We start from the raw sequence: 23685 nt of genomic DNA, 5'->3' as shown, positions 1-23685 counted from the left end.
CATGGCCCGGATTACTGTTCGCAATGTGGATGAGAGTGTCATGCGGCGACTGCGGGAGCGTGGCGCCGCGCGTGGCGTTTCCATGGAGCAGGAGGCGCGGGACGTGCTCGCCGCATCCGTAGGGCTTCCGACCACCAAAGGTTTCGACTCGTCGGGCATTGCAGCCGAGGACGAAGCCAAGTTCAGACCGACCACACGGGGGCAAGAGTAGTTATGGGCACCCTGACCATTCGCAATCTCGACGACGATCTGAAGCAAAAACTGCGCGAGCGGGCTGCCAGACATGGCGTGTCAATGGAGCAGGAGGCAAGAAATCTCTTGCTGAAGGATGTGGCAGTCACCAAAGAACGTGACGGGGATTTTGTTACGGCGGAGGAAATCCTCGAATTCGGCCGACGATTGCAACAAGCGGATTTCGATCAGAAGAAATTCACTGATGACCTCTGGTCCTTCATCGAGGAGGAATGACCGTGGTGGTCGACACCTCAGCGATCGTGGCCATCCTGAAGCAGGAGCCCGACGCTCCGGCGATCGCCCAGCGCCTCGCCGGAAATCAGCGGATACTGATGAGCGCCGCAACCCTGATGGAATGCGGCACAGTAATTGTCCGCCGCTATGGCGCGGCTGGCACGGCCGAGTTGACGGGCCTTCTTGCTAGACTCAAAGTCACAATCGTCGCGCTCTCCGCCGAACATGCGCAAGCCGGAATTGAAGCCTATGCACTGTATGGCCGAGGTACTGGCCATCGCGCCAATCTCAACATGGGCGACTGCTTCGCCTACGCCTTGGCCAAGACGCGAAACCTGCCGCTGCTTTTCAAGGGCGACGATTTCATCCATACCGACATCGAACCGGCGCTGAAGCCGGCATGACATCGGACAAGAACTGGGCATGACCCTCTCCGGCAAGCGCATCCTGCTGATCATCGGCGGCGGTATCGCCGCCTACAAGGCACTCGACCTGATCCGCCGGCTGCGCGAGCGGGGTGTTGTGGTGCGCGTGGTGATGACCGCCGCGGCGCAGGAATTCGTCACCACGCTGTCGGTCGGGGCGCTGTCGGCCGACCACGTGTTCACGGATTTGTTCGACCGCAATGACGAGCACGATGTCGGCCACATCCGCTTGTCGCGCGAGGCCGATCTTGTCGTCGTGGCGCCGGCTACCGCCGACCTGATGGCGAAGCTCGCCAACGGCCATGCCAACGACCTTGCCTCGACCGTGCTCATTGCGACCGACAAGCCGGTGCTGATGGCGCCCGCCATGAACCCGAAAATGTGGTCGCATCCCGCGACCCGGCGAAACCGGGCGACGTTGCGGAAGGACGGCGTCGCATTCGTCGGCCCGGCAAAGGGCGAAATGGCCGAGAGCAACGAGGCGGGCGAAGGCCGCATGGCCGAGCCGCTGGAAATCGTCGCTGCGATCGAGGCGCTGCTCGATATCAGTCCGAAGCCGCTGGCAGGCAGAAAGATCATCGTCACCTCAGGGCCGACGCATGAGCCGATCGACCCGGTGCGCTATATTGCCAACCGTTCGTCCGGCAAGCAGGGCCATGCCATCGCGGCGGCGCTGGCAAGGCTGGGCGCCGATGTGCGCCTCGTCTCCGGTCCGGTCGGCATTGCCGATCCGGCTGAGGTCACCACGTTGCATGTCGAAACCGCCAACGAGATGAAGGACGCGGTCGAACGGCTTTTGCCGGCGGACGCGGCGGTGTTCGTCGCGGCGGTTGCGGACTGGCGCAGCGAGACTTCGGCCGGCGAGAAGATAAAGAAGGTGGCGGGCGAGGGGCCGCCGGCGCTGCAGATGATCGAAAACCCTGACATCCTTGCCGGTGTCGGCCATCACAGAAAGCGGCCCAGCCTGGTCGTCGGCTTCGCCGCCGAGACGCAGGATCTCGTCAGGAACGCCGAGGCCAAGCTCAGGAAAAAGGGCGCCGATTTCATCGTCGCCAACGATGTATCCCACGAAAGCGGGGTGATGGGCGGCGACCGCAACAAGGTGCGGATCGTCTGGAAGGCCGGTGCCGACGAATGGCCCGAGATGAGCAAGGACGAGGTGGCGACGCGGCTCGCCGCACTTATAGCGGAGCGGCTGAAGACGATCGTCGTCTAGTCAATCTCCCCCCTTGTGGGGGAGATGGCCGGCAGGCCAGAGGGGGGCGCTGTCCCGCCGACGTTTCGAAAGATCGTGTCCCGCAGCGGCGCTCGAAATAACAGGATCCCAGGAATCTGCGCTGTCTCGTATGGGTAGGTTAAGCCCACGTTTGGCGATCCTTCGCGCCCCCCTCTGCCCTGCCGGGCATCTCCCCCACAAGGGGGGAGATTGGCAGCTCCGCCGGCCGTGGGGTTGCCGGCCCCGAGATCCTCAGCGCGGCGAGGCAGCCCAGATTCCCGAGCGGCACGAAGGCGAGGAACAGCCAGGTGGCGACATTCGCCGCCGCCTCACGGTTCAGGCCTTCGGAAAAACCGCTGGCATTGGCGACGATGCCGGTCAACGCGGCACCGACCGCATAGCCGATGCGCTGCATGGTCGGTACGGCGGCGGAAGCGATCGTCTGCTCGCCGTCACTGGCCGACGCGACGATCACGCGTGTGACGAAGGGCCAGGCAATGCCGAAGCCGCCGCCCTGCAGCAAGGCGCAAAACAGGATCAGCGGAATCGAACCGGCCGACACGGCATAGGCGAAACCGGCGATGCCGGCCGCGATCATCAGCGCGCCGCCGGTGATGATCAGTCTTTCCCGCTCCGGCGGCGCATTGGCGACGAGGATCGACAGGATCGACCAGGCGATCGATTCGGCGGCGATGATATAGCCGGTGGTGAGGATCGGAATGTCATGCAGGCTGGTCAGAAGCAGCGGCCCGTAGACGGCGAAGGAACAGATCGCCACCGAAAAGGCGGCGACCATGGTCATGCCTGCGCCGACCGGCGAGCGCCAGGAGAACAGCCGCGACGGGAACAGCCGCGAGTCCGGCTTCAGCGCATCGATGCGGATGAACAGCGCGAGCCCGATCAGGCCGAGGATGAGCAGCAGGGACGAGCGCAGCAGGGCAATGTCGACACCGGCCGTGGCGATCAGCACGACGCTGACGGCAAGGCAGCCGAGCGCGGCAAAGGGGAAGGGCGGCGCGGTTCCAGTGATCGCCTGCGGCCGGGTCGCCTCGGGCGTGTCGAGCACGATGAAGCTCGCCAACGCCATGGCGGTGCCGCCAAGCGTGAAGACGCCGAAAGCCCAGCGCCAGGAGAGCAACTCGGTCATCAACGCACCGAGCACCGGCCCGCTGAAGGCGGCGACGCCCCAGATCGCCGACATAACGCCGAAAAGCTGCGGCCAGATGGCGCGTGGAAACAGCCGCTCGACCGAGACGAAGGCCAGCGACACCAGCGCGCCGCCGCCAAATCCCTCGATCAGTCGCCCGGCCAGGAACAGCGGCATGGACGGCGCGATGGCGCAGACCAGGGCGCCGGCCGCGTAGAGCAGGGCGGCAACCACCATGTTGGTGCGCAACGCGACATAGCTCACCAGCCGTCCGGCGGCAGCGCCGGCGACGATGGCGCCGAGCTCGTAGATCGCCAGCGACCAGCCGACCAGCTGAACCCCGGCGAGTTCGCCGACCATCGCCGGCATCACCGTTGCCACCATGGTTTCGTTGGTGGCGTGCAGCAGGATGCCGAGGCTGATGAAGCAGAAGCGCGCCAGATCGCCGCTCGCCCACAGCGCCCGCCAGTCGACCCTGTTTGTGCTGGTTTTGGTCACCCCGCCCTCCCGAACTTTCTTATATGCCAATTCAAAAAATGGTTGAGCGCTCTTCGTCTCCAACGGGCACGCGGCGCTTCGGGGACGGGTTGTAGAACCTCAACCGCAGTTGAGCTCAAGCGGTTTTTTCGGGGTGCGCTGAGGGTGCTATGAAGGCGGGATGGCAAGATTGGCGATCATGGCGTCAGCGATGATCTTCCCTCGCATGGCGGTTCCCCAAAAGTCGTGCGGCGCGGAACAGTTCTATCCTGTTCCGCGCCGCATGCAGAGCTACGCTGTGGCGTTCATTTGAAAGAGTGGATCAGTTGCAGTGAGGTGACGGCGACTGCCAGGTTGACGCCGGTCTGCGCCTGTACGTTGAGAGGCTGCAGCGAGAAGGCGCTGTTCAGCCCGCCGACCAGAAGGTTGGCGCCGCCGCCGGTTACCACGCTGGCCTCGGCGTTGACGCCATAATAGCTGCCGGCAAGATCGCCGGCATCACGGTCGCGGGTGGCCGCCAGAACCGCCCATATCAATTCGCCCTGGTGCGTCCTGCCGACGTCGACGCCAAGCTTGGAAATGACCCCGGTATAGGCTTCGGGGGGACCGCCATGATGAGGGCGAAAGGTGCAGGCCACGCCTTTGTTGGATGTGACGATATAGCCGGTGCCGCCGTCGATGGTGCAGTCGAGCACGCCGAGCTGTAGCCTGCCCGCGCTGGCAGGGGCGGCGAGAACCGTAGCGGCGAGGGCGGCGGCACAGGCGAGTTTCTTGATCATGGGAGGGGTCCTTTCGCGAATAGCCTTGAACAACGGCTAAGCGTCGCGAGCGTTCCGCCGAGAACTTGGCGCGATCAAGGCGGGCGTCAATGCACAGTCGTTGAAGGTTTCGAAGCCATGCCAAACAGCAGGCCCGCCATATCAGGCCGAAAAGCCGCCGTCGGTCAGGCGGCGCTGGTACGCGCCAGGCCGTCCTTGGCCGGCTGGTAGGTGGGGCTGAGGCGCACGGCCTCTCGATAGGATTTTGCCGCCTTGGCCTTGTCGCCGCGCCGCTCGTAGATCAGCGCCTGGTTGGACCAGGCCTCGGCATTCTTGCCGTCGAGCTTGATCGCCATGTTGATGTCGGCGAAGGCGTTGTCCTCGTCGTTCGTCGCGAGATAGGAGAGGCCGCGGCCATTGTAGGGATCGGCGGCGTCCGGCGCCAGCGAAATGGCGGTCGAGAAATCCTCGATGGCGAAAGCGTGCTGGCCCTGGCTCTGATAGATCAGGCCGCGATTGTGATAGGCGCGCGCATCTGTCGTGTCGAGCTGGATGGCCTTCTGGAAATCGTTGAACGCTTCCTGGATGCGGTTGGCTTTGCGGTAGAGATTGCCGCGGCCGATATAGGCTGCGTCATAATCGGGATTGATCTGGATCGAGCGGTTGTAGTCGGCAAGGGCGGCCGCCTGATCGCCGAGGAAGCGCTGGATGAGAGCGCGGTTCGAATAGGCCTGGTAGAAATTCGGATTGAGCTGGATGGCGGTGTTGAAGTCCTTGAGCGCCGCCTGATACTGGCCGCCGCGGCCATAGGCCGAGCCGCGCACATTGTAAGCTTCCGGGTCCTGAGGACTGCGCTGGATAACGGCCGATAGCGAGGAGATGTTCTCGGCCGACCCTTGTGCCTTGTCGATGTTGGTGAATTCGCCGGTCGGGGCTGTCTGGCAGCCGGCGAGCGCCAAGCCGGAAAGCAGGGTTGCCGTCAGGGCGAAGCGGCGCATAACGGTTCTGCGCTCCACGCTAATTGCGTTCATGTCTGCTCTGTCCTCACTGCCCGCCCGCGCCGTCAGGTCTGTTCCCTCTCCGAACCGGTCCTCTGCGAACTGGTCGAATTCAAAACAAAAAGGTGGCGGCGATTATACATCGCGCCACCCTTGGTATCCTTCGAAAAGGACGAAAAATTGACGTCAGAACCGCGGCGGACGCGGCGCGCCAGCAGCACCAGCCGCCACCGGGCGCGGCGTCATCGGCAGCAGGCCTTCGCGTTGAGCGCGCTTGCGGGCCAGCTTGCGGGCGCGTCGAACGGCTTCCGCCTTTTCGCGGGCGCGCTTCTCGGAAGGCTTCTCATAATGTCCGCGCATCTTCATTTCGCGGAAGATGCCTTCGCGCTGCATCTTTTTCTTGAGCGCGCGAAGCGCCTGATCAACATTGTTGTCGCGGACGAGTACCTGCACGGGCAATCCTGTCTTTCGGGTTTGTTAACAACAGGCAAGTGGCCATAGTCGCTTGCCTCCGCGGCGGTCTACACCACGAATTGTGGCGGCTGATAGCAGAATCACGCCGCTCTGTCCACTGCCGAAACGAAAAACCCGCCTCGGCGGCGGGTCGTCGGCGCAATCAGCACCATGCGCAAATCATTAGCATAACTGCCGTCAGAAAGCAAGGAATTACGACCCTTGGTAGTAGATTTGCCTTATCGGGCGGGCTCTCCGCGCCGATGAGAGCATCGTTGACGTTTTCTCAGCCACCGATAAAACCTGCTGCCTCAATCCGGCAAAACGGTCCGCCCGGCTTTATCGACGAAGGAACAAACCTCGTTCCCCATGGTTGTTTCGCATACGCAAGCACAGGAGAAAACCGATGTCAGAGACCCGTGAATGGCTCGTCCAGTGGCTCAGGGACGCGCATGCGATGGAGGAGCAGGCCGAAACCATGCTGAACGGCCAGCTGAGCCGGCTGGAGAGTTATCCCGAACTCCGTGAGCGCATCAGCCTGCACCTCAACGAGACGAGAGGGCAAGCCGCGCGCCTCAGGACCTGCCTGGAACAAGTGGGCGAAGATACGTCCACGCTGAAGGACGCCGGCGGCAAGCTGCTGGCGATGGCACAGTCCCTAAGCGGCGTCTTCGCCGGCGACGAGGTGATGAAAGGCTCACTGGCGAGCTACACCTTCGAGCACATGGAGATCGCATCCTACACGATCCTCATCGCAGCCGCCGAATCCCTAGGCGAAACAGAAGTCGCCCGGGCCTGCGAAGAAAATCTGCGTGAGGAGGAGGCGATGGCCGAGTGGCTGAAAAACAAGCTGCCCGCGACTACGGAGCAGTTCTTGGCTCGCTCGGGGTCGGACAGCGACAATGCCAAACGATGAGGACGACAGGCCGGCGGCCAAGGTGACACCACCTTCGGTGTGGCGGGCTTACAGCTATGCCTGGATTACCCTCGGCTTCTTCATCATTTCGATCGTCGGCCACTGGGTTTTCGGCTGGTTCGCCTATCTCGACGAGCAGCGAGCGCTGAGCCAACCGCCAGAGTTCGGCGGCTATCTGATCGAGATGAGCCGCGACACGCTCGAGAACTGGCAATCGGAATTCCTGCAGCTGCTCTGGCAGGTCGGTGGCCTGGCGTTCCTGCTCTTCGTCGGTTCGCCGCAATCGAAGGAGAGTACCGACCGGATGGAGGCCAAGATCGACGCGCTTCTCAGGCTTGTCGATCCGAAGAAAGGCAAGGAGGCGATTCGCGAGCTGGACCTGCAGTATGACGGCCGCCACACCGACGAGCCGCACGCCCACCGGAACTGATCTGGGAATGGAAATGTGGCCCGGAGCCGCTCACCACTCCGGGCCCGTTTGATGGTCCTTGCATTCGCAAGCGGCGACAGGCGCTCCTCTATGCCGTGGCCAAATGAAGCCGCTCGAAATCTTCGAAGAACTCGCCGTAATCGCAGGTTATTTCCTCGCCCGCCGCTATGGCGCGGATCGCGGTTGCCCCACCATGCCGAGAAAAATCCGTGTTCGGCCTTTCAGAATGGTTCATGAAGCGGCCATTGTCGACCTCATAGACGATGAATCCGGGCCGGTCCGGGCTTGGATAGGCATATCTGTCGAGCAATTCCCTGAGGTGCGGCGGCGCGGCCCCATATTTTTCCAGCGGGATCAGCCGATCGAAGTCGGGATCGAGCCGCCAGATCGACGCTCCCTTCCTGATCGGCTCGGCGGCGAACACGCCGACGCCCTCGATTGCGCTAGCAGCGATGTAGGTCCTGATCAGCAGCATGTTCTAGGCCTGTCTTCGAACAGAAGTGTCCGAAGAAATCGCCAAATCGCACCGGAAAGCAAGACCGCTTTTGCGAGATTGCCTCACGTCCGATTGATCGAGACCCCGCCATCGGCAAACAGCGCAGTTCCAGTGGTGAAGCTCGATGCGTCGGAAGCCAGATAGAGCGCCGAATGGGCGATCTCCTCAGGCTCGGCGACGCGCTTCAAGGCATGCAGGTTTTCGACGAAGGCTCGCGATTCAGGTGTCTTGAACGTTGCCGAAGGCGTGTCGGTGCCGCCCGGCAGGAGCGCGTTGACCCGCACGCCTTTGGCGCCATTTTCGGCGGCAAGCACCTGCGTCAATCCGATCAGCCCGGCCTTGCTTGCGGCATAGCTGGTCATGCCGGGCATGCCGACGGTATGGCCGACAAAGGTAGAGGTAAAGATCAGCGATCCGCCGCCGCGTTCGACCATCGCCGGGACCTGATATTTCGCGCCGAGGGATGCGCTGGTCAGGTTGGTGTCAAGCGTCTCTCGCCAGCCTTCCAGCGACAGCTCCGAGATTGGACCCATCTTGCCGGTCGAGCCGGCGTTGTTGAAGGCGATATCCAGCCCGCCGAATTTCTCGACCGCCAGGTCGACAAGGGCTTTGGCATAGGCTTCGTCGCGAACGTCGCCGGCAAGGGCGATCGCCGAGCCGTCGGCTTCCTCGATTTCCGCGACGAGCGCGTCCAGCTCTGCCTGGCGACGGGCAGCGACGACCACCTTGGCGCCTTCCTCGGCAAAGAGTTTTGCCGTGGCGCGGCCGATGCCGGAACTGGCGCCGGTGACGATGGCGATCTTGTTGGCGAGTGCGAGCATTTTTGCATCCTTCTTTCGCGCCAGCTTTCGCCGGCAATCGGATGCTTCGTCGCAGATCGAGGCGGCACGAGCCACCCGATACCTGAAGGCGTCCGGATGCGTCGTTCGGCTCGTTGCTCGACAGGTCTTTTTGGCCGTGGCGCAAAACGGCAAGCGCCGTCGCAAACAGCGCAAGGGTGGCAGCGCTGTTTCGCTAGTGATACACCTCGCGCGCCGGGGCTCGATTGGATGTCCGGCCGCTATCTGCGAGGCTGGAACGTTGAAGAAATACTCGGTATTCGCCATCGCCCGCGAGGCCATGCGCGGCCACAAGGGCTGGGAGGAACAGTGGTCCTCGCCAGAGCCGAAGAAGGAGTACGACGTCATCATCGTCGGCGCCGGCGGCCATGGCCTGGCCACCGCCTATTATCTCGCCACGGTGCACGGCATCACCAATGTCGCGGTGCTGGAAAAGGGCTGGCTCGGCGGCGGCAATACCGGCCGCAACACCACCATCATCCGCTCCAACTATCTCTATGACGAGAGCGCCGGCATCTACGACCACGCGCTGAAGCTGTGGGACGGGCTCAGCCAGGAGCTCAACTACAACGTCATGTATTCGCCGCGCGGCGTCATGATGCTGGCCCACAATGTGCACGACATCCAGGTCTTGAAACGCCACGTCCATGCCAACCGTCTGAACGGCATCGACAATGAATGGCTGACGCCGGAAGCCGCCAAGGAATTCTGCCCGCCGCTCAACATTTCGCGCGATGCCCGCTATCCGGTGATGGGCGCGACCCTGCAGCGTCGCGGCGGCACCGCCCGCCACGATGCGGTCGCCTGGGGCTATGCGCGCGGCGCTTCGGCGCGCGGCGTCCACATCATCCAGAATTGCGAGGTCACCGGCGTCAAGCGGGCGCCGAACGGTTCGGTCACCGGCGTCGAGACGACGCGCGGCTTCATCGGCGCCAAAAAAGTCGGCGTCGTTGCCGCCGGCCATTCGTCCGTCATCATGGACATGGCCGGCGTGCGGATGCCGCTGGAAAGCTATCCGCTGCAGGCGCTGGTTTCCGAGCCTGTCAAGCCGGTCTTCCCCTGCGTGGTGATGTCGAACACGGTGCACGCCTATATCTCGCAGTCCGACAAGGGCGAACTGGTCATCGGCGCCGGTACCGACCAGTATATCTCCTATTCGCAGACCGGCGGCCTGCACATCCTGCAGCACACGCTCGACGCCATCTGCGAGATGTTCCCGATGTTCACGCGCATGAAGATGCTGCGCTCGTGGGGCGGCATCGTCGACGTGACGCCCGACCGTTCGCCGATCCTGGCCAAGACGCCAGTGCCCGGCCTCTATGTCAATTGCGGCTGGGGCACGGGCGGCTTCAAGGCGACGCCGGGCTCGGGCCATGTCTTTGCCCACACCATCGCCAGGGACGATCCGCACCCGATCAACGCGCCCTTCACCATCGAGCGCTTCCGCACCGGCCGCCTAATCGACGAGGCAGCGGCGGCAGCGGTGGCGCACTGATGATGGCCCGCTTTGTGATGTTGGGCCAGAGGCTTTGCGATCAACCGGCCGGCGCCTGCGTCGGCCACGGCGAATTGTAGGAACAACCATGCTTCTCATCCGCTGCCCCTATTGCGAGGAAGAGCGTCCGGAACTCGAATTCCGCAACGCCGGCGAGGCACATATCGCGCGTTCGGCGGATATGGCCGCGACAAGCGACGACGATTTCGAAAAGTTCTTTTTCATCCGCTCGAATCCCAAAGGCATCATCTATGAGCGCTGGCGGCACATGCATGGCTGCGCGCGGTTCTTCAATGCCGTGCGTGACACCGTCAGCGACAGGTTCCTGATGACCTACAAGGCCGGCGAGCCGAAGCCGGCGAAGCTGCCGGGAGCCTCCGAATGATCGCGACGTTCCGCATTCCCGGCGCCGGGCGCCTCAAGCAGGCAGAGACCGCGCGGTTCAGCTTCGACGGCCAGTCCTATGCCGGCGTCGAAGGCGAAACGCTGGCCTCGGCGCTGCTCGCCAACGGCGTCCATCTGGTCGGCCGTTCGTTCAAATATCACCGGCCGCGCGGCTTCCTGTCCGCCGGGGCGGAAGAGCCCAACGCGCTGGTTGAGATCAAGCGCGACTCGGCCAGGAGGACGCCAAATGTCCGTGCCACCGTGCAGGAGCTCTATGACGGGCTGACGGCACAGTCGCAGAACCGCTGGCCGTCATTGGCCTTCGACGTCAGCGCGCTCGGCGACATCGCCTCGCCGTTGCTTTCGGCGGGCTTTTACTACAAGACCTTCATGTGGCCGAAGTCCGCCTGGAAGAACTTTTACGAGCCCAGGATCAGGGCTGCGGCAGGGCTTGGCGTCGCTCCCGACCAGCCGGATCCCGACCACTATTCGGCGCGTTTCGCACATTGCGACGTGCTGGTGCTGGGCGGCGGTGCTGCCGGCATCGCCGCGGCACTTGCCGCGGCCGAAACCGGCGTACGCGTCATCCTTGCCGACGAGCAGGTGGATTTCGGCGGCAGCCTGCGCTTCGAAAGCGGCGCCAGGATCGACGGCCAGGATGGTTTTGCCTGGGCGCAAGGCGCAGTCGCGACGCTCAGGGCCATGGACAATGTCCGCGTGCTGTCGCGCACCACGGCCTTCGGCTATTACGCGCAGAATTTCGTCGGGCTGGTCGAGCGCGTCAGCGACCATTTGCAGAACCCCGGCCGCGAGCTGCCGCGCGAGCGGCTGTGGCAGGTTCGTGCCAAACGCGTCGTGCTGGCGACCGGTGCCATCGAGCGGCACATGGTGTTTGCCGACAACGACCGGCCAGGCATCATGCTGGCGTCGGCGGCGCGCACCTATCTCAACCATTTTGGCGTCGCGGTCGGCAGGAATGTCGGCGTCTATACGGCCAATGATTCCGCCTATGCGGCGGCGATCGACCTGAAGAAGGCCGGCGTCGGCGTGGCGGCGATAGTCGACCTGCGCGACAACCCGACCGGGTCGGTAATCGACGAGGCGAGGTCGCTCGGCATCGAGGTCAATTTCGGCCGCGCGGTGATCCGCGCCGGCGGCAAATTGCGGGTTTCGTCGATGACCGTTCAGCCGAAGAATGGCGGCGGCGAGCGCACCATCCCGGTCGACGCCATCCTGATGTCGGCCGGCTGGACACCGTCGGTGCATCTGTTCTCGCAATCGCGCGGCAAGGTCGCCTTCAACGACGAGACAAAGCGTTTCGTGCCCGGTACCTACGCGCAGGATTGCGTGTCGGTCGGCGCCTGCAACGGCACGGACGGACTGTCGGCGACGATCGACGAGGCCTATGCGGCGGGCGCCAAGGTGGCCAAGGATGCGGGCGTCAAGAATGCCGGCGCCAAGCCGAAGGTCGACGCCAGCGAGAGTTGGTCGCGTGGCATGCTGGGCGCGGCGCCCGGCGCCGGGCCGGACACGACGGTAAAAGCCTTCGTCGACTTCCAGAACGACGTCACCGCCAAGGACATCCGCCAGGCGGTGCATGAAGGCATGCGCTCGATCGAGCACGTCAAGCGCTTCACCACCAACGGCATGGCGACCGACCAGGGCAAGACCTCGAACATGCACGGCCTGGCGATCGCCGCCGAGACGCTGGGCAAGCCGATCCCGCAAGTCGGCCTGACGACGTTCCGGGCGCCTTACACGCCGGTGACCTTCGGTTCGATCGTCGGGCACGCGCGGGGTCCGCTCTTCGACCCGACCCGCAAGACGGCGATCCATCCGTGGGCCGAGGCTCAAGGTGCGGTGTTCGAGGATGTCGGCCAATGGAAGCGCGCCTGGTATTTTCCCAAAGCAGGCGAGGACATGGACGCCGCGGTCGATCGCGAGTGTGTCACGGTGCGCAAGACGGCCGGCCTGTTCGACGCCTCGACGCTGGGCAAGATCGAGGTGGTCGGGCCGGATGCGGCGAAGTTCATGGAGCTGCTCTATACCAATCCGTGGGAGAAACTGGAGCCCGGCCGCTGCCGCTATGGCATCATGCTGCGCGAGGATGGTTTCATCTATGACGACGGTGTCGTTGGCAGGCTTGCAACCGACCGTTTCCACGTGACGACGACGACGGGCGGTGCGCCGCGCGTCATGAACCATATGGAGGATTACCTCCAGACCGAGTTTCCGCATCTCAACGTCTGGCTGACCTCGACCACCGAGCAGTGGGCGGTGATTGCCGTGCAAGGACCGAAGTCGCGAGACATCATCGCGCCGCTGGTCGAGGGCATCGACATGTCGGACGGGGCGCTGCCGCATATGTCGGTGCGCGAGGGCAGGATTTGCGGCGTGCCGACAAGGCTGTTCCGCATGTCGTTCACCGGCGAGCGCGGCTTCGAGGTCAACGTGCCGGCCGACTACGGCCAGGCCGTCTGGGAAGCGCTGTGGGCCGAGGGCCAGAAGCACGGCGCCTGTGCCTACGGTACCGAGGCGATGCACGTGCTGCGTGCCGAAAAAGGCTACATCATCGTCGGCCAGGACACCGACGGCACGGTGACGCCTGGCGATGCCGGGCTCGACTGGGCGGTCGGCAAGAAGAAGACCGATTTCGTCGGTATCAGGGGCCTGGCTCGGCCCGACCTGGTCGCCAAGGGCCGCAAGCAGCTTGTCGGCCTGAAGACCAAAGACCCAAAAGTCGTGCTGGAAGAAGGCGCGCAGATCGTCGGCGATCCGAAGCAGGCGATCCCGATGACGATGATCGGCCATGTCACCTCGAGCTACTGGTCGGAAAATTGCGGCCGCTCGATTGCGCTGGCCCTGGTTGCCGGCGGCCGCGACCGGATGGGCGAGACGCTCTACGTGCCGATGCCCAATGCGACGATCGAGGTGGAGGTCACCGGCATGGTGTTCTTTGACGACAAGGGGGAGCGCCTCAATGGCTAAGGCTGCCGCGAAGGAATCTGCCGCCGCTGCGCCGTCGGTCGAACGCCGGCCGGCTCTCGCCGGTCAGGAGCTTTCCGTAACCGGAGTTACGCTTGCTGTGTTGCCGCCGGCGCAGCGTATTTCGCTGCGCGCGCCGGACGCCTCGGTCGCGGCGCTTTCGAAGGCGCTTGGAGTGAACCTGCCGCGGAAGCCCAAAACCTCGGCGGCAAATGCCGGGCGCACGGCATTGTGGCTTGGGCCGGACGAATGGCTGGTCATCGACGAGGTGGGAAAAGACCCGCTCGCCGATTGCGCCGAGGTCACAGTGCTGCATTCGGCGGTCGGCATCTCGCATCGCAACGTCGCCATCTCGGTTATCGGTCCAGCGGCGGCGGCGACGATCAATTCAGGCTGTCCGCAGGATCTGTCGCTGGACGTCTTTCCGGTGGGCGCGGCCTCGCGCACCATCCTGGGTAAGGCCGAGATCGTGCTATTGCGCATCGCAGCCGACGCGTTCCGGGTTGAATGCTGGCGCTCTTTTTCCGATTATGTCTTTACTTTCCTGTCGGAGGCGGCCGGCGACGCAGCGGCTTAGGAATGTTCGCTGGGCTCGACCGTTTGCCGGAGCAAGTCGGGGAGAATGTCGATGCCGTCGAAATCCGTGCCGAATCCAGCGGCTCAGAAGACGCCGGCCGTGCGCTCGTTCGAACACGAGCAGCACAAAGAACCAAACATTGAAGAGGAACTCGAGGAAGGGCTCGAGGACACGTTTCCGGCCAGCGATCCGGTGTCGATCACCGGGACTTCGATTCCCGGCGCTCCTGCAAGACCTGGCAAGGCCAAGATCGTGGCCGGAATGAAGAACCGCAGGAAATAACATTCATCAGGCTCCGGCGAGCCGGGTCGCCGGCCACGAGAGCAGGCGGTCAGGATTTCCTGTCGTCGCTTTTGTTTCGAACGTCAGAACGTGCTGGGCACGATCCACGGGTCGATGTCGATGCCGAGCCGCGGGCCCTTGCTTTCCGTTGAGCCCTTGTGGGTGGCCGCGCCTGCCGTCTCGACCGATCCGGTCGCGCCGCAATCGAGCTTGATGCCGGTCTCGGCGCAGGCCGCGGCCGGCGCCTGTTTGCCGGGCTGACTCTGGTCGGCGAAGGCAGCGCCCGAGAATGCAAGCACTGCCGCGACGGTGAGGATTGTCCTTTTCATGGTCTGTCTCCGGGCTGGATGACTGGATTTGTACATGTACGACATAGCGTACATATACGACCGGCGAATATGAAGTTCAAGTCGGAAATTGTACATGTACGAAATTTTTGACGGCGAGCGTGGCGCTAGCCCGCCGGGCCGCGATCCCAGCCACCAGGGTCCTACACGCATAGATTGATTCCCCGAGCCTTCGCCCTGTTTCGCTTGCCTGTCAGCTATCCGAAACCGAACAAAAACCTTCAGCAGTTGACCGGCGTCTCGGTCAGCGGCAGCACGTCCTGCGTGGCCAGAGCGGCAAGCGTGAAGTCGCACATCCGCTTGACGAAAGCCTGCTGGTCCCCGAACGGATAGAAGGGAAAGGTGATCAGCAGCGAGATCGTGCCGTGGCCGACCGACCACAGCATGGTGGCGATGGCGCGCGGATCGCCCCTCAGCCTGCCGGCGGCCACGCAGGCTTCGACCCTCTTGATCAGCACCTTCATCAATGGGTTGCCCTCCTGCATCTCGGCGAAGGTCCTGCCTTCCGGGGGCTTGACCTTCTCGGTCATGAATATCGTGCGATACTCGTTGGGGTTGCCAAGGCCGAAGGCCGCATATTCGGTCATCACCACTTGCAGCGCCTCGATCGGATCGTCGGCCGGGTGATCCTCGATACGCTTTGCCAGAGTCTTGAACGCGTCCTCGGCCAACGCGAACAAGATGTCCTGCTTGTCGGCAAAATAGGAATAGACCGACATCGGCGCATAGCCGACACGCTTGGCCAGCTTGCGGATGGTGAGGCCTTCATAGCCTTCTTCCTGGACGAGCTTGTGCGCGGCGTCGACAAGTTCGGAGCGCAGTTCGGCCTTTTGTTTCTCGCGGCGTGTCTGGACGCTAAGCGGCAATTTTCGCCTGCCTTCTGTTTGTGGCTGGCTAAATTATATACGCTGTACGGAATCGGACAAGGCGCGGTCAAAAATCGGCGTCCTTCTCAGCCATTTTCGCCTAAACATCGATCACACGTGTTACCCGGGCAGAAACGACGCGGCATCGGACTGTTACAACCAGAGGTTAGCTGCGGCCCGGCCAAGAGATTTTGTTGCTAGGGCCGAGATGACCATGACCGAGCTTTCTTCCGTTGCGCCAAACGCAGATCCACTTTCTCACGATGCCATGCTGGCCCTCAGGCGGGTGGTCATGGTTGCATCGTTGGCGATCGCGCTCGGATTCGCCATGGAGGCGCTTACTCTGGCTGGCAGGCTTGCAGCGGGTTCTCACCCGGCTACCACCCTGATCCTGATCGAATTGGCGCAAGGCGTGACGTGGGCGTTCTTCGTCTGCGCCGGTCTCAGCCTCGGCACGGCGATCGCCAAGGTACGAGCCTCGCTCGGCGGCCTGATCGCTGCAATCTCGGCACCACTGGCGATGGCCATCGCCAAGGGGTCGCAAACGGTCATGGTGACTGCTCTTGATGCGGCCACAAAACCGGCCACCCTCTCGCTCACCACGCTGGGCGTGCTGCGGGCGATCGAATACGGCCTGCTCGGCTGGATCCTGGCCTCGCTGGCGTCGAAGGAAAGGCCCCGTCCGATCCATTTCGCGCTGGCAGGCACCGCGATCGGCGCGGTGTTCGGCGGCGGAATCACGGTCCTGACGATTGAGACGGCCGCGGTGAACGGCGTTGCGCTTGAATTGCCGCGGGCGATCACAACCGGCCTCAACGAGATCGTGTTCCCGATCGGTTGCGCGCTGGTCGTCTACATCGCCCTGCAGGTCGGCCGGCACATGAAGATGATCTCTGGCGAGGTTCGTTGAGCCGTTCAGGCCGCTTCTGGCTCGCGCTCGATCAATGTCAGCGTCAGCCAGCGCGCGGTCAGCGCCGGCTTTTTCGAGCCCTCGATCTCGATCGTCACGTCATGCGCGGTCTGCACCCACCCCGACGGCCTGACCTTGACGTCGGCCAGCACGAAACGGGTGCGGATGCGCGCGCCGGTCTTCACCGGCGCCAGGAAGCGCAGCGAGTCAAAACCATGGTTGACGCCCATCTTGCTGTTTTCGAGCGGCGGCATGGTCTCGAAGGTCATCGCCGATAAAAGCGAAAGCGACAGAAAACCATGCGCGATGGTGCCACCGAACGGCGTCTCGCGCTTGGCGCGCTCCGGGTCGCAATGGATGAACTGGTGGTCGTCGGTGGCGTCGGCGAACTGGTCGATCATGCGCTGCGAGACCACCCGCCACGACGACACGCCGACCTCCTTGCCGACGCTGGCCAGAAGCACATCGAGACTGATCGGTTCCACGCTGATGTCCTCCATTTCAACCGTCCGGAGCGCGAGCGGCTTCATTCCTTGAACAGTGTCAGCCCATGCTGCACCGACTGCCCGCCATCGATCGGCAGGATGGCGCCGGTGACATAGCTGCCGGCACGGCTGCACAAATAGAGCGTTGCGCCGGCAATGTCATCCGACGCGCCGATGCGACGAAGCGGAACATGGCCGCCGACTTGTCTTGCCTGTTCCTCGCTCGCGGTGGCAAAAGCTGTCATCCGGCTCTGGAAGGGGCCGGGGGCGAAGGCATTGACGGTGATGCGGCGGGCGGCGAACTCGATCGCCAAGATGCGCGTCAGATGGTGAACAGCAGCCTTTGAGGCAGAGTAAGAGTAGGCGTCGTCGGCCAGCGGCTGCGTGCCCATCACCGAACCCAGATTGATCACCCGGGCCGGATCGGCATCGCTGGCGGCGGCATCGAGCAGCGGCAGAAGCTCGCGCGTCAGTTGGAAGACCGCAGTGACGTTGACGCCGAACACCCTGGCCCAGGCATGGTAGGGAAAACTTTCCAGCGGCGCCCCCCAGGAGACGCCGGCATTGTTGACCAGGATGTTCAGCCGCTCGGTCCGCGCCTTGACCTCGTCGACCAGCGCCGCGATGCCAGCCTCGCTGGAGACATCGCCGGCAAAGCCTTCGGCCCGGCCGGTGCCGCCGAGGCCGTTCAGTTCATCGGCAACCCTGATGCAGTCCTCACCCTTGCGCGAGGCGATCATCACGGTGGCGCCGGCACTGACCAAAGCGGTCGCCGCCATGCGGCCGATGCCGGTCGCAGCCCCGGTCACCAGCGCGGTCTTGCCGGCCACCGAAAACAGCTCGTCCAGATAGCTCATCGCAATTCCTCCGCGCGCCCGTGCCTCGCCCAGCAAAAGGCTGCCATGGTCAGGGCCGCAAATCTCTTCAGGCAAATGATAGTGCCCAATTTGTATTGGAGATCAACTTGTTGAAGTCGGCGCCGCCCCTTATCGCCCTGCCGGGCACTTCTCCCCGTATAGTGACGGGGAGAAGGAGCTGATCGCAACGCCGGCGCCCTTCTTGCGACGCCAGTGATTGGCGAAATCGGTGACGAGAGCCCCTCTCCCCGTCCCTATGCGGGGAGAGGATGCCGGCAGGCAGGTGAGGGGCAGCGCAAACGCTCGGAATGAGCGGTCACCGGTCTAAGCTGAAGCGATTGTCCTGCCTACTCAGCCGGCTCGACATTGGTGTAGGCGGCTTGTTCGAGTTCGCGCTTCAGCCGTGACGCCTCTTCCACCTTCGGCGTGACGAAGCGGCCGAGCAGGAGATAGGCGACCGGCGTCAGGAACAGCGTCGAGACGGTGGCCAGACCCAGGCCGCCGACGATCACCCAGCCGAGCGCGATCCGCGCCTCGGCGCCGGCGCCGCTCGCCAGCACCAGCGGCACGCCGCCGAGCACGGTGCAGATCATCGTCATCATCACCGGCCGCAGCCGGATGGTGGAGGCCTGCTCGATCGCCTCACGCACGCCGAGCCCGCGGTCTCGCAACTGATTGGCGAACTCGACGATCAGGATGCCGTTCTTGGCCATCACGCCGACCAGCAGCACCAGGCCGATCTGGCTGTAGGCGTTGAGGCTGGTGCCGCTGAGCAAAAGGGCAAAGATCGCGCAGGCGAGGCCGAGCGGCACCGTCGCCATGATGATGACCGCGCTGACGAAGCTCTCGAACTGAGCGGCGAGCACCAAAAGGATGATGACTAGCGAGAAGCCGAAGATGGTGATCATGGCGCTGTTGGTCTCGCCCAGCGTCGCCGCCTCGGCCAAGGGGACGATGCGGCTGCCCGGCGGCAGAAGCGGCGTGGCGATTGCCTCGGCGCGGGTGAGCGCCTGGCCGAGCGCGAAATCGCCGCTGAGGTTGGAGGTGATCGCCACCGACGGCTGCTGCTGCTCGCGGGTCAGCGAGGGCGGTACGGCGCGCTCGGTCAAAGTGGCGATGGTCGACATCGGCACGAAGCGGCCGTCGGCCGTCTTCAGGAAGATGTTCTCCAAATCGGTCGGATCGTTGATCGGGTTGGTCGTCGAGACGAGCTTCACGCCGTAGCTGCGATCGGCGATATAGACGTCGACGACATCATTGCCGTCGAGCATGGCCTGGAAGGAATCGGCCAGCCTGGTGATGTCGATGCCGAGGTCGGAAGCGCGCTCGCGGTCGATGGCGACGGAAAGCTGGGGCTGCGTCGGGTCGACGGAGAGCCGGGGCGACTGGAAGCGGGCGTCCGTCTGCATCTCGGCGATGATCTTCACCGCAGCGTCGCCGAGCGCCGCACGGTTGTTGCCGACCAGCGCGAACTGCAGGCCGTTGCCGGCGCCGCGAATCCCGAGGCTGTTGGGCTGCATCGGAAAGACGCGCACGCTCGGCACCTGCCGGGTGAGCCGTCTGATGTCGGCCATGATCTGCTGCTGGCTGCGGGTGCGCTCGTCCCATGGCGCCAGCGTCATCACCATGAAGCCGGCATTGTAGGCGCCGTTGCGGCCGGCGCTCTCGAACGTATTGCGGATTTCGCCGGAATCGCGCAGCGGCTCGATCAGTTTTTCGATCTTCTGCATCTGCTGCGTCGTGTAGTCGAGGCTGACGCCTTGCGGCGCGTCGACGCGCATGAGCACGACGGCACGATCCTCGGTCGGCGTCAGTTCCTGGCGAATCGTGCCGAACAGCGTGAAGGCGGTGGCTGCAAACAGCAGCGCGACCAGGAGCACGATCCACGGCGCATCGAGGCAGGTGCGCAGGCAGCGCCGGTAGAGCCTGTTCAGCGCGCCGCCGATGCGGGCGCCGATGCCGCTGCCGCCTTCGTGATGAAGCGGCGCGACCGACAGCATGCGCGAGGCAAGCATCGGACAAAGGGTCAGCGCCACGACGGCGGACAGAAGCACCGATATGGCGAGAACGAAGCCGAATTCGCGAAACAGGCCGCCGGTCTGGCCGGGCAGGAAGGAGATCGGCACGAAGACGGCGACCAGCGTCAGCGTCGTGGCGATGACGGCGAAGAACACTTCCTGGGCGCCAAGCACGGCCGCGGCGCGTGGCCCCATGCCTTCGTTGCGTCGTCGCACGATATTTTCCAGAACAACGATGGCGTCGTCGACGACCAGGCCCGTCGCCAGCACCAGGGCCAGCAGCGTCAATATGTTGACCGAGAAGCCGGCAAGATAGATGGCGGCGATCGTCCCGATCATGGCGACCGGCATCGCAAGCCCAGGAATGAGCGTCGCGCGCCAGTCGAGGAGAAACACATAGATGACGATCAGCACGATGGAGACGGACAGGCCGAGTGCGATCTCGACCTCATGCACCGCGCCGTTGACGAAGACCGCATCGTCGCTGGTGACCTTGATCGACATGCCCTGAGGCAGATCCGCCTGCAGCGCGGCGACGGCGGCCCTGACGCCGGTCGAAATATCCAGCGTGTTCGATTCCGCCTGGCGGATGATGCCGAGACCGATGCCGGTCTTGCCGTTCGATCGCAATGTGGTCTGACCGATGTCGGGGCCGAGCGTGACGGTGGCGACGTCGCGGATGCGGGTCGTGCCGCCGATGATGATGTTTTCGAACTCCTCCGGCGTGGTCACGTCCGCCGTCGGACGCACGATCAGATCCTGGTTGGTCGTGGTGATCGAGCCGGCAGGCGAATCGAAAGCGACCGAGGCCAGCGCTGTCCTCAGGTCGGCGACGGTGAAGCCCAGGCCGGCGAGCTTGTTCTGATCGACATCGATGCGAAATATCTTGTCGCGGTCGCCATAGACCTGGACGTCGGCTACGCCAGGCACGGCGGCAAGCTCGTCCTCGATCTGGTCCTGGACCAGCACCGTCATGTCCTGCACCGACATGGTGTCGGAGGTGACAGCCAGCCGCATCACCGGCTCGGAATTGGCATCGGCCTTGACGATGCGAGGCGCATCCGCCGTATCCGGCATCTGGTCGGCGACGCGGCCGACGCCATCGCGCACATCGGAGGCGGCGACGTCGAGGTCGACGCCGTCGTTGAATTCGATGGTGACGCGGCTTGTGCCGAAGGACGAGGTGGACGAGATCGACTTCACACCAGAGACGCGGGCGACCGCGCCCTCAATCACGTCGGTCAATTCGCGGTCGACGGTCTCGGCTGCAGCGCCTTCAAAGGTCGTGTTGACGGTGACGACGGCGCGATCGACATCCGGCAGTTCGCGGATTTCGACACCGTAAAAGGCAGCAAGGCCGGCGACCGCGATCAGCGTGTTCAAAACGAAGGCCATCACCGGCCTGCGGATGAACAGCGCGGTGAATCCTGTGTCGCTGGCTGCGTTGTTGGTTGCGGTCATCAGCCGTCGGCGTCCGCGGCGCGCAGTTGTTCGCCGGCGATGCGGACCTCGCCGCCTTCGCTGACACTCTGGGTGCCCTCGGTCACCACCATGTCGCCGCTGACGATCGGGGCATCGATCAGCACGGTCTCAGTGTTGCGCTGGATGATGCGCACCGCAACCCGCTTGGCCTTGCCGTCCACGATGGTCCAGATATAGGCGCCGTCCGAACCCCATTGTATCGCCAGCGGACTGACCGCAGGATAGCTGTCGCCGGGGAACTTCATGGTGATCTGGAAGGACATGCCGGCACGCAGCGAATCGGCCGGATTGGCGATCTTTGCCTTGACCAGAAGGGTACGACTGGCTTCATCGATGTGGTTGTCGATGGCGGAGACCGTGCCGGTATAGGCTTTGTTTGGGTTGGCGATTGGCGTCGCCGACAATTGCGCGCCGACTTTGACGACGGCGGCGAAGCGCTCCGGCACCCAGAATTCGACCAGTATGCTGGAGCGGTCGTCAAGGGTGGCGACCGCCGACTGGCTGGTCACATAGTTGCCGGCTGATATCGGCAGGATGCCGACGACGCCGGCGATCGGCGCGACGATCGAGCGGCGCTGCAAGGCCAGTTCCGCATCGCGAAGCGCCAGCTTGGCATTGGCCAGCACCACCTCGGCATCGGCAACAGAGACCGCCGTCGCAGCGTTGGAAGCCCGCAACGATTTGACCCGGTCGAGCTTGGCCTGCGCGTCCTGCAAGGCAACCTTTGCGCGGTCCTGTGCGATCACCTCGGTGTCGGAATCGAGGGTGGCAATGATCTGTCCTTTTTCGACATGGGCGCCGGACTCGACCAGAAATTCGACCAGGCGGCCTGAACTGTAGGGATTGACCGTCACCGAGGCGTAGGCTCGGCCGGTGCCGATTGCCCGCAGGCGATCATTGATGACGGCCGTGGCCGCCGGCAATGCGACGATAGTCGCCAGTTGGCCGGCGTCGCTGCGGCGGCCCGCTTGCCCGGCGTTGTCGACGGCGCTCGTCGCTGTCGGAGGCGTCGCGGCATCAGCCCATTCGATGCCCCAGCGCGCCAGCACATCCGGCGCGCCTGGAAAAAAGCGAACCCAGGCGGCCGCGGCCGCGACGAGGATCACAAATGCAAAAACAATCTGTTTCCAGGCGGCCATCGGCACTCCGGTTGGCAAAGATACCGTCTACCCCTTCCCAAGCTGAAGTAGACGCGACAGCACCCTCCGACACAGGGGATGGCCCGTCGATATCAAAGCTTTATGGCAATTCTCCCGCTCGCTTGCACATTAAATCGGTGTAACGTTGGTAAGGGCCCCGGCTGGCTCACCGGCCGATCGGCGCGGGCGGCAGAGATCACCAATGCGCTCGCCGTTTCGATCGCCGCCTCAGGGCCATGCCGACGACGCCGCTCGGCAGGTCGTCCATCGGATCCCGTCTGCTTGCCCGCGGGGATTTTTTTACGTCGCGTGTGCGCCGCCGGGCACGACGACGCCGGACATCGCGATTCCGGCGGTTGCCGGATCTTCCTTCAGCGCCGCGTCCGCGAGCGAGACCACGCCCACCAGGCGCTTGTCGCGATTGAGGACAGGCAACCGCCTGACCTGGATATCACCCATGTTCTGGACGACGTGCTCGATATCTTCGTCCTCGAAGCAGTATTTGACATCCTCAGTCATCACGTCGCGGACCGTCGCGTTGCCGTCTTTGCCTTCGGCGACCGCACGCACGACGATGTCACGGTCGGTGATCGTTCCGACGAGTCGGTCGTTTTCTCCGACGGGGAGGAATCCGACATCGTCAACCGCCATTCGTTTCGCGATTTTCTGCAGTGACTCGTCAGGACTGGCGAGATGGACGTTGGGGGTCATTATCTCAGCGACTTTCATGGTGAATCTCCCTGTTCGTGCCCAGAACAGCACCACCGCCTGCGGTCGTAGAGCGATATTGGCCTGGAAGACTTGCTGAGGACCTCAGGCCTGTCGCGCTGCGACGCTCGCTCGGCGGTCCCGTTCTTCGCTGATGGAACTAAAAGCCGGGCCGAATGGTTCCAGCCGTGATCCTTGAATTTTCCTGTTTTGTTCCCATATTAAGCTCACAGGACCGGAGACGGCTCCGCCGCATGGGACAGGTGAGTTCTTGGTCCCGTGCGGTTCAAATTTTCATGGTGAGAACCTTCGGATCGTGGCGATCCAGCCGGTCTACCGGAAGTTGTCCAGCCCGGAGACATAGGTAACAAATCGTACCTAAGACATGGTTGGTGCACCCTGAACTGAGACGCCAAAGCGAAACAGTTCTCCGCAAAAAAGATTGAAATCGTTGTTGACACTTTGGATGGGCGCCGACTATATACGCCTCACCAACGAGGGCGGCGCGCCGCTGGCGACGAAGAAGT

The 23685-nt window shown here is 63.6% G+C and carries 25 protein-coding genes; 12 read left to right on the top strand and 13 right to left on the bottom strand.

Going from position 1 to position 23685, the window contains the following annotated elements; all coding sequences use genetic code 11:
* Position 1 precedes the first annotated feature (1 nt).
* Genes AC0L3O_RS14060 through coaBC form a run of 4 tightly spaced genes read left to right on the top strand, consistent with a single transcriptional unit; the run spans position 2 to position 2109 of the window.
* Positions 2 to 211 carry a FitA-like ribbon-helix-helix domain-containing protein gene (locus AC0L3O_RS14060; protein WP_473615865.1) on the top strand — a complete coding sequence of 70 codons (210 nt, stop codon included), beginning with the start codon at positions 2 to 4 and terminating at the stop codon, positions 209 to 211.
* A 2-nt stretch (positions 212 to 213) separates the two neighbouring features.
* On the top strand, positions 214 to 468 hold the full coding sequence (locus tag AC0L3O_RS14055) for a FitA-like ribbon-helix-helix domain-containing protein (protein ID WP_023797510.1): 255 nt from the start codon (positions 214 to 216) through the stop codon (positions 466 to 468).
* On the top strand, positions 465 to 872 hold the full coding sequence (locus AC0L3O_RS14050) for a type II toxin-antitoxin system VapC family toxin (protein WP_031254220.1): 408 nt from the start codon (positions 465 to 467) through the stop codon (positions 870 to 872). Before AC0L3O_RS14055 ends, AC0L3O_RS14050 begins: the two co-directional genes overlap by 4 nt.
* Positions 873 to 891: 19 nt before the next feature.
* A complete protein-coding gene (coaBC, locus tag AC0L3O_RS14045; protein ID WP_473535383.1) occupies positions 892 to 2109 on the top strand; it encodes a bifunctional phosphopantothenoylcysteine decarboxylase/phosphopantothenate--cysteine ligase CoaBC in 1218 nt (405 codons plus the stop codon).
* Between the two features lie 139 nt (positions 2110 to 2248).
* On the opposite strand, the gene AC0L3O_RS14040 is transcribed toward coaBC, so the two are convergent.
* The 4 genes from AC0L3O_RS14040 to rpsU form a co-directional block, all read right to left on the bottom strand.
* Positions 2249 to 3754 (bottom strand): MFS transporter, encoded by a 1506-nt coding sequence (locus tag AC0L3O_RS14040; RefSeq protein ID WP_473615864.1) that lies wholly within the window; start codon positions 3752 to 3754, stop codon positions 2249 to 2251.
* A 284-nt stretch (positions 3755 to 4038) separates the two neighbouring features.
* A complete protein-coding gene (locus tag AC0L3O_RS14035) occupies positions 4039 to 4512 on the bottom strand; it encodes a DUF992 domain-containing protein (RefSeq protein WP_287077006.1) in 474 nt (157 codons plus the stop codon).
* A 164-nt stretch (positions 4513 to 4676) separates the two neighbouring features.
* A complete protein-coding gene (locus AC0L3O_RS14030; RefSeq protein ID WP_287230343.1) occupies positions 4677 to 5522 on the bottom strand; it encodes a tetratricopeptide repeat protein in 846 nt (281 codons plus the stop codon).
* A 153-nt stretch (positions 5523 to 5675) separates the two neighbouring features.
* Positions 5676 to 5942 (bottom strand): 30S ribosomal protein S21, encoded by a 267-nt coding sequence (rpsU, locus tag AC0L3O_RS14025; protein ID WP_023797519.1) that lies wholly within the window; start codon positions 5940 to 5942, stop codon positions 5676 to 5678.
* Between the two features lie 406 nt (positions 5943 to 6348).
* Between rpsU and AC0L3O_RS14020 the strand changes: the two genes are divergently transcribed.
* Entirely contained in the window at positions 6349 to 6858 is a 510-nt protein-coding gene (locus AC0L3O_RS14020) for a ferritin-like domain-containing protein (protein ID WP_023797520.1), read from the top strand.
* Positions 6845 to 7288 carry a DUF6766 family protein gene (locus AC0L3O_RS14015; protein WP_023797521.1) on the top strand — a complete coding sequence of 148 codons (444 nt, stop codon included), beginning with the start codon at positions 6845 to 6847 and terminating at the stop codon, positions 7286 to 7288. Before AC0L3O_RS14020 ends, AC0L3O_RS14015 begins: the two co-directional genes overlap by 14 nt.
* Positions 7289 to 7376: 88 nt before the next feature.
* Here the strand turns inward: AC0L3O_RS14015 and AC0L3O_RS14010 are convergent, their stop codons facing one another.
* Together AC0L3O_RS14010 and AC0L3O_RS14005 are read right to left on the bottom strand one after the other, a co-directional pair.
* The gene (locus tag AC0L3O_RS14010; protein WP_128169930.1) at positions 7377 to 7763 is read right to left on the bottom strand and encodes an SET domain-containing protein; all 387 of its coding nucleotides are present in this window, start codon (positions 7761 to 7763) and stop codon (positions 7377 to 7379) included.
* A gap of 83 nt (positions 7764 to 7846) precedes the next feature.
* Entirely contained in the window at positions 7847 to 8605 is a 759-nt protein-coding gene (locus AC0L3O_RS14005) for an SDR family oxidoreductase (RefSeq protein WP_473615862.1), read from the bottom strand.
* Between the two features lie 259 nt (positions 8606 to 8864).
* Here AC0L3O_RS14005 and AC0L3O_RS14000 point away from each other — a divergent pair, with 259 nt between their 5' ends.
* From AC0L3O_RS14000 to AC0L3O_RS13980, 5 genes are all read left to right on the top strand, one after another.
* Entirely contained in the window at positions 8865 to 10118 is a 1254-nt protein-coding gene (locus AC0L3O_RS14000) for a sarcosine oxidase subunit beta (protein ID WP_091600443.1), read from the top strand.
* An 88-nt stretch (positions 10119 to 10206) separates the two neighbouring features.
* Positions 10207 to 10503, top strand: a complete 297-nt coding sequence (locus AC0L3O_RS13995) for a sarcosine oxidase subunit delta (RefSeq protein WP_023797525.1) — start codon at positions 10207 to 10209, stop codon at positions 10501 to 10503.
* The gene (locus AC0L3O_RS13990; RefSeq protein ID WP_473535380.1) at positions 10500 to 13490 is read left to right on the top strand and encodes a sarcosine oxidase subunit alpha; all 2991 of its coding nucleotides are present in this window, start codon (positions 10500 to 10502) and stop codon (positions 13488 to 13490) included. The genes AC0L3O_RS13995 and AC0L3O_RS13990 overlap by 4 nt, the downstream gene beginning before the upstream one ends.
* Entirely contained in the window at positions 13483 to 14064 is a 582-nt protein-coding gene (locus AC0L3O_RS13985; RefSeq protein ID WP_473535379.1) for a sarcosine oxidase subunit gamma, read from the top strand. Before AC0L3O_RS13990 ends, AC0L3O_RS13985 begins: the two co-directional genes overlap by 8 nt.
* A 51-nt stretch (positions 14065 to 14115) precedes the next feature.
* Positions 14116 to 14346: a hypothetical protein gene (locus tag AC0L3O_RS13980; protein WP_473535378.1), complete on the top strand. Its 231-nt coding sequence runs from the start codon at positions 14116 to 14118 to the stop codon at positions 14344 to 14346.
* 83 nt (positions 14347 to 14429) lie between these two features.
* On the opposite strand, the gene AC0L3O_RS13975 is transcribed toward AC0L3O_RS13980, so the two are convergent.
* Both AC0L3O_RS13975 and AC0L3O_RS13970 read right to left on the bottom strand, forming a co-directional pair.
* Complete coding sequence (locus AC0L3O_RS13975; RefSeq protein WP_473615861.1) at positions 14430 to 14675, bottom strand: DUF680 domain-containing protein; 246 nt, start codon at positions 14673 to 14675, stop codon at positions 14430 to 14432.
* Positions 14676 to 14914: 239 nt separating this feature from the next.
* A complete protein-coding gene (locus AC0L3O_RS13970; protein WP_473615860.1) occupies positions 14915 to 15559 on the bottom strand; it encodes a TetR/AcrR family transcriptional regulator in 645 nt (214 codons plus the stop codon).
* Positions 15560 to 15773: 214 nt separating this feature from the next.
* Between AC0L3O_RS13970 and AC0L3O_RS13965 the strand changes: the two genes are divergently transcribed.
* On the top strand, positions 15774 to 16469 hold the full coding sequence (locus AC0L3O_RS13965) for a hypothetical protein (RefSeq protein ID WP_473615858.1): 696 nt from the start codon (positions 15774 to 15776) through the stop codon (positions 16467 to 16469).
* Between the two features lie 5 nt (positions 16470 to 16474).
* Here the strand turns inward: AC0L3O_RS13965 and AC0L3O_RS13960 are convergent, their stop codons facing one another.
* The 5 genes from AC0L3O_RS13960 to AC0L3O_RS13940 form a co-directional block, all read right to left on the bottom strand.
* A complete protein-coding gene (locus AC0L3O_RS13960; RefSeq protein WP_031254237.1) occupies positions 16475 to 16969 on the bottom strand; it encodes a MaoC family dehydratase in 495 nt (164 codons plus the stop codon).
* A 26-nt stretch (positions 16970 to 16995) separates the two neighbouring features.
* Positions 16996 to 17811 (bottom strand): SDR family oxidoreductase, encoded by an 816-nt coding sequence (locus tag AC0L3O_RS13955; RefSeq protein ID WP_023797533.1) that lies wholly within the window; start codon positions 17809 to 17811, stop codon positions 16996 to 16998.
* 347 nt (positions 17812 to 18158) lie between these two features.
* Positions 18159 to 21290, bottom strand: coding sequence for an efflux RND transporter permease subunit (locus AC0L3O_RS13950; protein ID WP_473615856.1), 3132 nt, complete (start codon positions 21288 to 21290; stop codon positions 18159 to 18161).
* Positions 21290 to 22450, bottom strand: a complete 1161-nt coding sequence (locus AC0L3O_RS13945; protein WP_128171160.1) for an efflux RND transporter periplasmic adaptor subunit — start codon at positions 22448 to 22450, stop codon at positions 21290 to 21292. The genes AC0L3O_RS13950 and AC0L3O_RS13945 overlap by 1 nt, the downstream gene beginning before the upstream one ends.
* A 300-nt stretch (positions 22451 to 22750) precedes the next feature.
* Positions 22751 to 23179, bottom strand: coding sequence for a CBS domain-containing protein (locus AC0L3O_RS13940; RefSeq protein WP_023797535.1), 429 nt, complete (start codon positions 23177 to 23179; stop codon positions 22751 to 22753).
* Positions 23180 to 23685: the final 506 nt, after the last annotated feature.

It is taken from the genome of Mesorhizobium sp. WSM4810 (assembly GCF_055811235.1).
Note: the sequence above shows the minus strand (reverse complement) of the source record. Positions and strands in the feature narration are given on the sequence as shown.

Coding starts and splice junctions, on each gene's coding strand:
- AC0L3O_RS13960 (WP_031254237.1), bottom strand. CDS start 16,969: ATGGAGGACATCAGCGTGGAACCGATCAGTCTCGATGTGCTTCTGGCC.
- AC0L3O_RS13955 (WP_023797533.1), bottom strand. CDS start 17,811: ATGAGCTATCTGGACGAGCTGTTTTCGGTGGCCGGCAAGACCGCGCTG.
- AC0L3O_RS14055 (WP_023797510.1), top strand. CDS start 214: ATGGGCACCCTGACCATTCGCAATCTCGACGACGATCTGAAGCAAAAA.
- AC0L3O_RS14015 (WP_023797521.1), top strand. CDS start 6,845: ATGCCAAACGATGAGGACGACAGGCCGGCGGCCAAGGTGACACCACCT.
- AC0L3O_RS13980 (WP_473535378.1), top strand. CDS start 14,116: ATGCCGTCGAAATCCGTGCCGAATCCAGCGGCTCAGAAGACGCCGGCC.
- AC0L3O_RS14005 (WP_473615862.1), bottom strand. CDS start 8,605: ATGCTCGCACTCGCCAACAAGATCGCCATCGTCACCGGCGCCAGTTCC.
- AC0L3O_RS13985 (WP_473535379.1), top strand. CDS start 13,483: ATGGCTAAGGCTGCCGCGAAGGAATCTGCCGCCGCTGCGCCGTCGGTC.
- AC0L3O_RS14035 (WP_287077006.1), bottom strand. CDS start 4,512: ATGATCAAGAAACTCGCCTGTGCCGCCGCCCTCGCCGCTACGGTTCTC.
- coaBC (WP_473535383.1), top strand. CDS start 892: ATGACCCTCTCCGGCAAGCGCATCCTGCTGATCATCGGCGGCGGTATC.
- AC0L3O_RS13965 (WP_473615858.1), top strand. CDS start 15,774: ATGACCGAGCTTTCTTCCGTTGCGCCAAACGCAGATCCACTTTCTCAC.
- AC0L3O_RS14010 (WP_128169930.1), bottom strand. CDS start 7,763: ATGCTGCTGATCAGGACCTACATCGCTGCTAGCGCAATCGAGGGCGTC.
- AC0L3O_RS14020 (WP_023797520.1), top strand. CDS start 6,349: ATGTCAGAGACCCGTGAATGGCTCGTCCAGTGGCTCAGGGACGCGCAT.
- AC0L3O_RS13995 (WP_023797525.1), top strand. CDS start 10,207: ATGCTTCTCATCCGCTGCCCCTATTGCGAGGAAGAGCGTCCGGAACTC.
- AC0L3O_RS13940 (WP_023797535.1), bottom strand. CDS start 23,179: ATGAAAGTCGCTGAGATAATGACCCCCAACGTCCATCTCGCCAGTCCT.
- AC0L3O_RS13990 (WP_473535380.1), top strand. CDS start 10,500: ATGATCGCGACGTTCCGCATTCCCGGCGCCGGGCGCCTCAAGCAGGCA.
- AC0L3O_RS14030 (WP_287230343.1), bottom strand. CDS start 5,522: ATGAACGCAATTAGCGTGGAGCGCAGAACCGTTATGCGCCGCTTCGCC.
- AC0L3O_RS13945 (WP_128171160.1), bottom strand. CDS start 22,450: ATGGCCGCCTGGAAACAGATTGTTTTTGCATTTGTGATCCTCGTCGCG.
- AC0L3O_RS13975 (WP_473615861.1), bottom strand. CDS start 14,675: ATGAAAAGGACAATCCTCACCGTCGCGGCAGTGCTTGCATTCTCGGGC.
- AC0L3O_RS13950 (WP_473615856.1), bottom strand. CDS start 21,290: ATGACCGCAACCAACAACGCAGCCAGCGACACAGGATTCACCGCGCTG.
- AC0L3O_RS14050 (WP_031254220.1), top strand. CDS start 465: ATGACCGTGGTGGTCGACACCTCAGCGATCGTGGCCATCCTGAAGCAG.
- AC0L3O_RS14060 (WP_473615865.1), top strand. CDS start 2: ATGGCCCGGATTACTGTTCGCAATGTGGATGAGAGTGTCATGCGGCGA.